The organism is Paenibacillus sp. WC2504, from assembly GCF_052682475.1.
In genome coordinates this window covers 6,542,346-6,553,640 of the sequence record NZ_JBQZFH010000001.1, presented here as the reverse complement: position 1 = coordinate 6,553,640, position 11,295 = coordinate 6,542,346, and the positions used below count along the sequence as shown (strand labels likewise).

The 11,295-nt window shown below is 48.3% G+C and carries 10 protein-coding genes; 8 read left to right on the top strand and 2 right to left on the bottom strand.

Going from position 1 to position 11,295, the window contains the following annotated elements:
* The first annotated feature begins 334 nt into the window (after positions 1–334).
* The gene (locus tag ACUN27_RS29610; RefSeq protein ID WP_326063682.1) at positions 335–1,276 is read left to right on the top strand and encodes an aldo/keto reductase family protein; all 942 of its coding nucleotides are present in this window, start codon (positions 335–337) and stop codon (positions 1,274–1,276) included.
* A gap of 42 nt (positions 1,277–1,318) precedes the next feature.
* Positions 1,319–2,215 carry an aldo/keto reductase gene (locus tag ACUN27_RS29605; RefSeq protein WP_326063684.1) on the top strand — a complete coding sequence of 299 codons (897 nt, stop codon included), beginning with the start codon at positions 1,319–1,321 and terminating at the stop codon, positions 2,213–2,215.
* Positions 2,216–2,291: 76 nt separating this feature from the next.
* Here ACUN27_RS29605 and ACUN27_RS29600 read toward each other — a convergent pair whose 3' ends face one another.
* Positions 2,292–3,134 carry a WYL domain-containing protein gene (locus ACUN27_RS29600; RefSeq protein WP_326063685.1) on the bottom strand — a complete coding sequence of 281 codons (843 nt, stop codon included), beginning with the start codon at positions 3,132–3,134 and terminating at the stop codon, positions 2,292–2,294.
* Positions 3,109–4,434 carry a WYL domain-containing protein gene (locus ACUN27_RS29595; protein ID WP_445560039.1) on the bottom strand — a complete coding sequence of 442 codons (1,326 nt, stop codon included), beginning with the start codon at positions 4,432–4,434 and terminating at the stop codon, positions 3,109–3,111. Before ACUN27_RS29595 ends, ACUN27_RS29600 begins: the two co-directional genes overlap by 26 nt.
* A 163-nt stretch (positions 4,435–4,597) precedes the next feature.
* Here ACUN27_RS29595 and ACUN27_RS29590 point away from each other — a divergent pair, with 163 nt between their 5' ends.
* The 6 genes from ACUN27_RS29590 (at position 4,598) to ACUN27_RS29565 (ending at position 11,232) form a co-directional block, all read left to right on the top strand.
* Positions 4,598–6,010: an RtcB family protein gene (locus ACUN27_RS29590; RefSeq protein WP_445560675.1), complete on the top strand. Its 1,413-nt coding sequence runs from the start codon at positions 4,598–4,600 to the stop codon at positions 6,008–6,010.
* 294 nt (positions 6,011–6,304) lie between these two features.
* Complete coding sequence (locus ACUN27_RS29585) at positions 6,305–7,087, top strand: nucleotidyltransferase domain-containing protein (RefSeq protein ID WP_315955321.1); 783 nt, start codon at positions 6,305–6,307, stop codon at positions 7,085–7,087.
* A 15-nt stretch (positions 7,088–7,102) separates the two neighbouring features.
* Positions 7,103–8,524 (top strand): RtcB family protein, encoded by a 1,422-nt coding sequence (locus ACUN27_RS29580; protein WP_445560038.1) that lies wholly within the window; start codon positions 7,103–7,105, stop codon positions 8,522–8,524.
* A 14-nt stretch (positions 8,525–8,538) separates the two neighbouring features.
* Entirely contained in the window at positions 8,539–9,834 is a 1,296-nt protein-coding gene (locus tag ACUN27_RS29575; RefSeq protein WP_445560037.1) for an AAA family ATPase, read from the top strand.
* 31 nt (positions 9,835–9,865) lie between these two features.
* Positions 9,866–10,438 (top strand): RNA 2'-phosphotransferase, encoded by a 573-nt coding sequence (locus ACUN27_RS29570; RefSeq protein WP_326062126.1) that lies wholly within the window; start codon positions 9,866–9,868, stop codon positions 10,436–10,438.
* Positions 10,426–11,232, top strand: coding sequence for a TatD family hydrolase (locus tag ACUN27_RS29565; RefSeq protein WP_326062125.1), 807 nt, complete (start codon positions 10,426–10,428; stop codon positions 11,230–11,232). The genes ACUN27_RS29570 and ACUN27_RS29565 overlap by 13 nt, the downstream gene beginning before the upstream one ends.
* The last annotated feature ends 63 nt before the right edge of the window (positions 11,233–11,295 follow it).

Here is an 11,295-nt window from a genome sequence, read left to right as displayed (position 1 = left end):
GTGCCGCTATTTCAAGGTATTCGGCGTAATTTCCGCCAAATACTGTGAAATAGCGTCTTGTAGTTCCCCAATGTCGCGCCCGATCGCCGTTTTCTGCGAAATAGCGCCCTGTAGGTCCCCAAAGGTGCCGGAGACCACCACCTTAACTCATTCATGAAGCCGAGCGCCCCATGATGCTTCCCTTGACCGCTGAGTTCATCATAGTAAGTTACCTACAAGTAACTAACTTACTGACTTGATATTATGTAAGAAACTTTTCACTACTTATATTCCTTAATCAACTATTGATATAATAGTAGAGCCTGTAATTGAAAATATTAGGAGGATGCATGAGATGAAATATCGTAAATTAGGGCTTTCAGGATTAAAGGTAAGTGAAATTAGTTTAGGCAGTTGGTTGACATATGGTGGTTATGTTGAGCGTGAGAATGCAGTCAACTCCATTCATAAAGCATATGAATTGGGGATTAATTTTTTTGATACAGCGAATGTGTATGAACGTGGCGAGGCCGAGAAGGTCGTAGGCGAGGTTTTGAAAAATTACCCGCGTCATTCCTACGTGCTTGCTACGAAGGTGTTCGGCAGCATGGGTGATGGACCGAATGACAGAGGACTTTCTCGCAAGCATATTTTTGAGCAGCTGCATGCGAGTTTGAAGAGGTTGGATACGGACTATGTCGATGTGTATTACTGCCACCGCTATGATAAGGAAACGCCAATTGAGGAGACGCTGCGCGCACTGGATGATCTTGTTACACAAGGCAAAGTGCTGTATGTCGGCGTAAGTGAATGGACGGCGGCCCAAATGGCGCAAGCTTTAGCCGTAGCTGATAAGTACTTGCTGGATAGAATTATCGTCAATCAGCCTATATATAACCTTTTTAATCGGTATATCGAGAAAGAAGTGATTCCGTTAGGCGAACAGCAGGGAATTGGCCAGGTGGTCTTCTCCCCATTGGCGCAGGGCTTGCTGACGGGCAAATATAAGTCTGTTTCTGATATTCCTCAAGATAGCCGAGCAGCGAAGCTGGATAATTTCCGCAAAGGTTTGACAGAGGAAAATATTGCGAAGGTTCAGCAGCTTGAAGCGGTTGCTACAGACCTGAACATTTCAATCGGGAACTTGGCGCTTGCTTGGATCTTGCGTCAGCCGAATGTTTCCAGCGCCTTAGTTGGTGCGAGCCGTCCTGCACAGGTTGAGGACAATGCGAAAGCGTCGGATATTACATTATCCGCTGACGTTCTAGAGCGCGTAGAAGCGATAATGACGAAATAAGAATGACGATATCTTAGTGCTCTTCAAAGGAGATAAGCGATTATGGAGAAGCGTCTTTATGGCAAAACAGGCATGCAGGTTAGCGTTCTAGGTTTTGGTGGCGCTGAAATCGGTTTTTCTTCAGCTTCATTGGCAGATGTAGACAAGCTTCTAGGCAGTGCGCTGGATGCTGGTTTAAATGTGATCGATACGGCTGAATGTTATAACGTCAGCGAAGAGTTAATCGGTAAAACGGTATCGCACCGCCGAGATGACTACTATTTATTCACCAAATGCGGTCATGCCTCCGGGTTTGATCTCCCTGATTGGGATCCGAAGCTGCTAGAATTGAGCATTGACCGCAGCTTAAAACGTCTGAACACAGACTATATCGACGTCATTCATTTGCACAGCTGCTCGGAAGAATTGCTTCGGCAAGGGGAAGTTATTGAGGTTTTACAACGCGCGAAAGAGCAAGGGAAAACGCGGTTCATCGGCTACAGCGGCGATCATAAAGCGGCTCAGTACGCGGTTCAATCCGGCTTATTCGACTCATTGGAGACATCGATCAATATTGCCGATCAAGAAGCTATCGAGCTTACGATTCCGGTAGCAATTGAAAGAGGTATGGGTGTGGTTGTGAAGCGCCCAATTGCGAATGCAGCTTGGAAAACAGGCCAGAAGCCGGAAAGTGCCTATCATCATGCCTATTGGGATCGTCTACAGCAGTTGAAATACGATTTCCTGGAAACGGAACTTCAGGAATCTATTGAAGTTGCTCTGCGTTTCACGCTGACTGTACCAGGCGTCCATACCGCGATTGTCGGCACGGCGAATCCAGCGCGCTGGTTGGAAAACGCGAAGCTGCTGGAACGAGGCAATTTACCCGAAGAAGCTTATACTACGATTCGCAAAAGATGGCAAGAGATTGCCGAAGCCGATTGGATCGGCAAAGGTTAATAGGTTTGCCTGCGAAAAGGCTGTCCCCAAGAGTTGGGGACAGCCTTTTCAGCACAGTCACCCTCCAATTCCACCCTCACATATTACTTCCCGCTGCCCCCTCAGCAGACTCCACGCCAACTGGCGCCTCGTACCTCGCCAAAGCCTTTTGCGCTGACTCCAGCATTCGCTTTTGCAAATACTCGCCTCGCACGACGCGCACCCGCTTGCCAAGGAAACGAAGCTTGCTTAGCACATATTCAGCTTCATTGTTGAGATAGGTTAATTGGATGGTGTATGTACCTTCTTTTTCGTCATAATCGACCTGTTTCTCGAAGCAAGAGAAGGCATAAAGAATCCGCGACAACTCTCGATTGTATAATTTGACGACGGCGATGGTTGCCTGAATGTGACGTTTGTGCAGCAGCTTTTCAATTTGAACTTGCACTTGGGCAGCCCGCTCGGGGGAGAAAGGCAGGTCATGAACGGCTTCAATGTTGTCCAGTTTCGTGCTCATGATGGCCCGGTGTCTGAGATGATACCAGAGCAAATACCAGTCTTTTTTGACCTGAGAATATTCGAGTTTGTATGGAAAAGCCATTTCATTAGCAAAAGTACGCTCATCTTTCACGCGGTAAGTAAGCCTGATGGCGACTTGCCGTGTAATCACTCGGCGGAGTGTGCGCAGCTGCGGATGAAACACTTGTTTCTCTTTGCTGCGTGCCTTCTCTATGAAGGCCTGGGACAAATCCAAGGCAGGTTCTGCCTCCAGTACCTTCTGAAGTTTCTCCATAGCAGCTGGTGTGAAGGCGTGCAGGGCAGCAGGGTGACTCAGCATGGTTTTTAACCATGAGCGCTCAACGGAAGTCACCATGAATGTCCCTGCATTTTCCAGCTTGGTAACCATATCATAGTTAAATATTTTCTCGAACAGGTTCATAATAGCCTGACAGCTCCTTCCACTCCGCAATCATCTCCTGCCGGAATTCGCCAGGTTCCAGCACCTCACAGCTCGATCCAAAACTTCGAATCCAAGGCTTTATTTCTGTAGTCCCATTGACGGTAATCTCGTAAACGAACGAATCTTCCTGCTCCTCCGTAATTTCTCCCCATTGACCTTGAAGAAGTACGCGCTCTTTAATGAAATTTGGACCCGTTCGGCCTGGATTGAAGAAGCGCACTTTTACCGTCACGGCATTCCCTGTGTCTATGACCCAGCTTAGCTTGATTCGCTTTTCTAAATCCAACTTTTGCTCGTTGAAAAAAGAGGAATCAACCGGCTCGTCATGCTCAATCTGTGTCATCCCTTCGACCCGGAATTTACGGATGCCATGCCGCGAATCATAGGCCAGCAAATACCACCGCCCGTACTGGTGATCATACACGATTTGCAGCGGCAGAGCCTTCTGCAGCTTTCCTTCCATTTCCCGTTCGAATAAGGGATTCGTATTTTTTGAGGCGTAAGATTGACCGGCTTTGGGGGAAAAATAAAGGAATTGGACCTTGCGGCGCTGGGTGATCGCAGAAAGCAATCCGGACAGATGGGCTTCGTCCAGAATCCGGGAGTAATACTGATATTTATACAAAAATGGCTCTACAGCCGTTAGTTCGGCCGAGTTCCGATTCATGTGCTTTTTAAGCCCGTCACGCAGTAAATAACCTTGTACCGAAGGCACCTGTGTATTGGCCATAACATCTATAAAATCATAAAGATCAATAAGCTCATCCTGCGAAAGCTCATCTATGAATGCATTATGTATACGGTACCGATAGGGGCGTGACCCGGAAGTTTTTATAATGACGCCGACTTCTTCCAGATATTTCAGATCGTTTCGAATGGTTTTTTCATCCGGAAGAGCCGCCTCGCTGGGGATGCCTTTACTGCATGCCTCAAGCAGCTCAATCGCGGTTAAAGGCTGCTCATTCAAAGCGGCCAGCAGCGCAGCGATGCGTTGACTTTCCGACTCTTTCAACGATTTGGCTCGAAATAAGAACAGCAGCATGGGCTCTGTTGAATCGAAATAGCTGTAGCGCAGCATATCGGCAAATTCTTTCTGCTGGGCATCCGGTGCTTGCTGGTACATTGTAGCGATAATTTCTTTTAACCGGCGCAATGTTTTATCAAAGGTATGTACTGAAATTCCGAGTCTCTCCGCAAATTGTTGTCGGCTGTATGCCCCGCTTGTCAGCACGAACATCCGCAGAAACTGGACTTCTTTATCAAAGCTTTCCCTGGCCACACAATCCCCTCACTCTTCCTCTAACCTGATCTTATTGTAACAGGGGTGCGTTTTGGAGAAAATGGAAAACTTTTCAGGTGTCGTCATACTTTCGCCATGTTCGCCTCATCCTAAATAAGCGAAGATAGGTGTAGAAGACAGACGGAGGAGAATCGAGATGGAAATGAAAATGAATAACCACGGCAACAATCATTACGAAATGGAGCTGGCTCACGGCCGCCTTCACGTTTTTGCTAACGAAGAGGTGTTCCAATCTTTTGAACAACGTGTCTATGAAATGGCAGACAATAATCTGCGGATTCCCCGCAATTTGCATATGAGCTACACGCCGGATGCCCACGTGGGGATCGGAACTTGCATCGGAACAACGGCTGTTTGGAGTCTAAAAGACGGCTTCGTGTCCCCTTCCATTGTAGGTGTGGACATCGGCTGCGGTATGCGCGTTCATACGACGTCACTGCACAAAAAGGACATTCAAGATAAAGGTGTGCGCAGGGAGTTAATCAAAGCGATTGAAAAGTATGTGCCGACCAATGAGCGCACGAACACGAATTACGCAGACATTGATATTATGGAAGTCGTAAAACACGGGTTGAAAGGACTTCCGGAATCGTATATCCCGAGCGAACGGTGGTTGACGCATGTCGAGGAAGCTACGTTCCAGTTCGACCATACTTATCTTGAAAAATTGCCTGCAAAAATCGGCAAATATGCGCATGGCCAGCTGGGAACGCTGGGCGGAGGGAATCATTTTATCGAAATTCAATATCTGGAAATAGCCGAAAAGCATCAGCAGTTGGCAGCACAGTGGGGGCTGTTCGATGGTCAGGTGGTCGTCATGATCCACTCCGGCTCCCGCGCGTGGGGAGCTAGATTAGGCCAAGAGTTTACCAAAGTTTTCAGAGAAGTGATGCAAAGCTGGGGGATTGAAAACCCTGATCGCAATCTCATGTTCGCTCCGGTTTCAAGCGTTGAAGGCCAGACTTACTTGAATCTAATGTACTCAGCCTTAAATTTTGCGGTTAGTAACCGGCATATGATTGCCTTCGGCGTGCGTGAAGCGTTCAGGGAAGTTTTTGGCGAAAAGGAAGAGCTGCCTGTGCTCTACGATCTTATGCATAACTATGCGCTAAAGGAATTTCATCGCAATCAGCCGATGCTTGTTCACCGTAAGGGTGCGACAATGGCGCTGCCCGCTGGGCATTTTCTAAATACAGCTGCGTACAAAGCTACCGGTCATCCGGCCTTGATTCCGGGCTCGATGGGAACCTCGTCTTTTATCATGGTGGGGAAAGAGGAAGGGCTCAAGAACTTTTACTCCATCTGTCATGGGGCTGGTCGGGCAAGATCAAGGAAAGCAACGAAAGAGCTGGTTACGGTCGATGAATTTGCGCAATCGCTGAAAGTAGGTACGGAGGAAGAGATACTGGTGAACCATCGTTCCCTGCAAACGATCCTGGATGAGTGCCCGCAAGCCTATAAGGATGTGGATCAGATTATTGACAGCGTAGTGGGTGCTTCCCTTGCGGATGTGGTGGCGGTTTGCAAGCCTATGGTTGCGATCAAAGGGATTTAGACAAATCAGTATAACGATTTTTTCCGCCGCAGGGTGATTGACGTGATGCAGGTATCGCTCGTATGATGTTTGTAAATGAATGGAAAGGAGGCCGACGATATGATTCGCAATCAAAATTCTATCCGTAATTTGACAATTAAATTAAGCAGATTACCTTCGGTCTCAGCCGGGTTTGTGACGAATACGTAAGTCCTCTGTAGAGTGGCTTCGTTTACATTTGACATGAAAAGCCGTAGACGCTGTTGGTCTATGGCTTTTTTGTATGCGCATTTTGAAGAAGAAAGGGTGAGCCCGATGACGTTGGATGTTAGCAAAATACAGACAGAGCTTAAACAAATCGAACAAGAGGAAGGCGTTCGGATCTTATATGCCTGTGAGTCAGGCAGCAGGGCTTGGGGATTTCCGTCCAAGGATAGCGATTACGATGTGAGGTTTATCTATGTAAGACCTGTGGAATGGTACTTGTCTATCTTGGAGAAACGGGATGTGATCGAGCGCCCAATCAGCGATCTTCTCGACATCAACGGTTGGGATTTGAAGAAGGCATTGCATTTGTTTCGTAAGTCGAACCCGCCTTTGCTTGAGTGGCTTCAATCGCCGATGCCCTATCTGGAGCAGTTCAGCGTAACAGAGAAAATCCGGAAGCTATCTCCGCTGACTTTTTCTCCGCGATCCACTATGCATCACTACCTGCATATGGCGAAAGGGAACCTTCGAGCCTATTTGCAAGGCGATCTTGTTAAAATCAAAAAATATTTCTATGTGCTGAGGCCCATACTCGCATGCGGATGGATTGAGAAATACGGCTCGATGCCGCCGATGGAATTCGAAGAATTAGTGGAGCAAATGCTCACGGATTCGGTATTGAAAAAAGAAGTATACACCTTGTTGGCACGGAAAAAGGCTGGCGTCGAATTCGACTTAGAGCCGAAAATATCGGTGATCAACGACTTTTTAGAGCGACAAATCGCTTATTTTGAAGAAACCGCCAAACACATTTCAGTCTCTGGAGAACAGCAGGATCATGCTTTAGATGTTTTGTTCCGGGATGCGCTGAAGGAGGTTTGGGGTTCATAGAGAGGATACAATGGAATGAAAGAAAATTATGTTCAACACGTTCAGCTCCCTTCAGGGGTTGTCCATGTTTACGCAGCGCCTGAGCTGTTTAAAACGTTAGATTATCAAATTTTTCAGATGGCGAACAACAACTTGCAGATTCCGAATCAAAAATTTATGAGCTATACGCCAGACGTACATGTCGGTGTAGGTACTTGTATTGGTACAACGGCTGCGTGGCATTCTCACGATGGTTATGTGTCGCCGTCGATTGTCGGCAGCGATATCGGATGCGGCATGAGGGTGCATATGACCAATGTGCATAAAAATGAGCTCAAAGATGTGAAGCTGCGCCGCAAGCTCGTGAAGACCATCGAGAAGTATCTGCCTGTGGAAGACCACGCGCGCGGTCACTTCTCGGATGTTCGTTTGGAACATGTTGTGACTAAAGGATTGCACGGCTTGCCGAAAAAATATATCCCGGATGGCTATACGCCAAGGAAAGCGACTTCCCTTACACATGTCGAGTGCAGCAAATTTGCATTGGATGAAAATGTGTTGAATCGGTTCCCGAATGCCGTCTGGCATCGTTCACACCGTCAGCTCGGTACGCTGGGCAATGGGAACCATTTTGCCGAAATTCAAGCGATTGAGATCGCTGAAGAGAACCGCGAAGTGGCGGAAGCATGGGGCCTGTTTGACGGCCAAGTCGTTGTTATGATTCATTCCGGATCACGCGCTTGGGGCGGCTCCGTCAGCCAAGTAAGCAGCAGTGATATGATGAAAGTCATGCGGACGCTGGGATTGGGAACCGCAGATCCTAAGCTGCTTTTTGCTCCACTCGAGCATCCGGTAGCGCAGACTTATGTTCATTTGATGTACTCAGCGCTGAATTATGCCGTTGTGAATCGCCATCTCATTGCTTACGCCATTCGTGAGGCTGGCAAAGATGTATTTGGCTCAAAGTTTGAAATGACGACCTTGTACGATCTCATGCATAACTATGCCTGGGAGGAGAAACAGGAGGGCGAGTCCTATTTTGTCCATCGCAAAGGGGCAACGCGCTCGCTTCCCGCAGGGCACCCGGATAATCCGCAGCCCTATGTGCACACCGGCCACCCTGCGCTGATTCCCGGTTCAATGGGAACGGCTTCTTATATCATGGTTGGAGCGCCTGGCGGCAAAGCCAACTTTCACTCGATCTGCCATGGCGCAGGCCGCATCCGTTCGCGTAGTGCTACGAAAAAGCTGATTACGCTGAGTGAATTCGCCGCCTCCATGCGTGTCGGGACTGATGAGGAAATCGTTGTTAATCAAAAGTCATTAGAGGCGATTCTTGATGAATCTCCGCAAGCTTATAAAGATGTCGATCAAATCATAGAGAGTGTCGTCGGGGCGGATTTGGCTCAGGTTGTAGCAAAGTGCAAACCTATGGCGGCAGTAAAAGGTGCTAAATGAAGAGGGATTCCAACTTGAAAATAGGAGAAGTAACTGCGGCGGCTGTCTCCGCTCCGATCGGGTCTGGAGGCAGCCCGCTGGCCGCATATGGAGATTATGCTTATGTACTGGGGAGCATTCAAAGTGTGTTGAGCGACTTGTTCGGCGAGTATTTTGAACCTTATGTAAGTGACGACGGGAAAGAAGAATATTGGGAAATGTTGGAGCAGGACGTCAAAGCGGGTAGTCCTCAAGTCCAGCACGTTACGAAAATTTTTGATCTTATGGAATCTCGTGCATTTGGCATCCAAGGGGATGAGGAATCTTCGGCGTACGGCATATTTCCGACCTTGCGCAATAACGTCTTTGCCTATCCGGATTGGGGGATCGCATTAGCCAGGGTGCCGATTTTTCGGATGCATGGCATTGGCGCTGAGGATTTTGTTTTTGCCGTAGATGATGCCAGTCTTAAGCGGTTTCTTGAGCACGCGCGGCAGCGGCGAAGAGACTTAGATCGGCGGCAAGTGACGATTTTTACAGACGGACCGCATGGGATGGAAAAAGAACTGGCACCTATTACACGCATGGTTGACCGATCCGAAGTCATTATGAAGGACGAAGTGAAGCGGGACATTTACAGATCCATCGATCAATTTTTTGATGAGGATCGTACCTTTTTCAAGGAATATCAGCTTCCTTATAAAAGAGGCATTCTGCTCTATGGCAAACCGGGGAATGGGAAAACAACGCTCGTGAAGTCCATCGCCGGCAGCGTGAAAGCCCCTGTTGCTTATTGGCAAATCACAGAGAATACGTGCAGCGACTCTATTCAGGAGGTATTTCATGCGGCGGCGAATCTGGCGCCTATGATCCTTGTGATTGAGGATATCGATGCGATGCCTCAGCGGGCCCGGTCTTATTTTTTGAACATTTTGGACGGCGCTACATCGAAAGAGGGTATTTTCCTCATTGGGACGACGAATTATCCAGAGCAAATTGATCCGGCATTAATGAACCGTGCAGGGCGTTTTGATCGCGCTTATGAAATTAAGCTTCCTGATATGGCGCTTAGACAGATCTATTTGGAGCAAAAAGGGATTGGCAAGCTGCTGACCGATGATTTATTGAGGGTAACCGCGAAGCAAACGGAAGGATTTACTTTTGCCCAGTTAAATGAATTGTACGCAGCAGCGGCGCTTCAGTGGCATTACGAGATGAGTGTGGATATAGAAAAGCTGGTGAAGTCCATGAAAGCGGATTTGCAAAAGGGGCAGTCCATGTCGTGGTTGAAGGAAGATTCGGAGGTTCGGGTTGGGTTTTTGGTGGGTTGAGATGATGGATAAGAGAGGAGTGTGATTCGGAATGTTAACTAAACATGTACAAACAAGATTAAGCAAATTGATGAGTAAATTACTTCGGCATTCTCCGAAACAATTCGGGCTGCAGCTCGACTCGGTTGATGGTTCATGCGAAGTTGTTGATTTATTGCAAGTACTTCGTGGCCAGTCAGGGTGGTCGGAGCTTAGCTTGTCTGATTTGGAGGAAGTGGTCGAGCGCTGTGAAAAGCAGCGTTTTGAGATCATTGCCAATCGCATCAGGGCAAGGTATGGGCATAGTCATGACAAAGTCAGCTATCCGACCGGAGTGCCGCCGATAGTGCTCTATCATGGTACGAATGCGCAAGCTGCACCGATGATCCTGGAGCAAGGATTGCGTCCCATGCAGCGTCAATATGTTCATTTGTCTGAAGGGCTGCATTTTGCGACATTGGCTGGTAAGCGTAGAGGGGAACTTGTCATTTTAAACATCGATACGGTAAAAGCTAGCCGTGCTGGGATCAAGTTCTATTACGCAGGTAATGAAGTCTGGCTCGCGGACGCTGTTCCTGCGGAGTTTTGCAGCATTTATGAGCACAAAGAGGAGTGGTCGGAGTGAATAAGCAACTTATTGATATCGGAGTTAATTTGATGCATCGATCTTTTGAGGGGGACCGTCATGAGGTAATTGCAAGGGCGCTTGAGGTTGGTGTATCGCCTCTGATCCTGACGGGCACAAGCGAGAGGAATAGCGATTCAGCTGCGCGGTATGCAGCGAAATTCCCCGGGCAGCTGTTCACAACAGCCGGCATTCATCCGCATGATGCGCGGAATTGTACAGGGCAAACGATGGGTACATTACGGCGTTTAGCCACGAAACCGCAGGTTGTTGCGATTGGAGAATGCGGTTTGGATTACAACCGCGATTTCTCGCCTCGTGATATCCAGCGCAAATGGTTTGAAGAACAGATTCAGCTTGCCTGCGAACTGGAAAAGCCGCTTTTTCTGCACGAGCGTGAAGCACATTCCGATTTCGTGCGAATTCTGAAGCTTTATTTGGGCAAAGGGAATGTTAAGGCTGTTGTCCATTGCTTCACAGGGACTGCTCAGGAGCTTGAAGTTTATTTGCGGCTTGGTTTGCATATTGGGATTACCGGTTGGATTTGCGATGAACGTAGAGGGAGGCATCTGCGCGAGCTGGTGAAGCGAATCCCTCTAGATCGTCTGATGCTGGAAACCGATGCTCCTTTCCTGACGCCACGTGATTTGCCCGTTAAGCCGCAGGATGGCCGGAATGAACCGATGTTTCTTCCTCATGTGGCAGCCGCCGTTGCTATTTGCTTAGGCAAAACGGTGGAGGAGGTTGCGGAGGCGACGACGAGTACGACGAGGGCATTTTTTGGGCTGCGGTAGGCTGCGCCTTCCTCGAAAGGCTACTTCCTCTCCCGTGAGGGGAACTACAGGGCGCTATTTCTA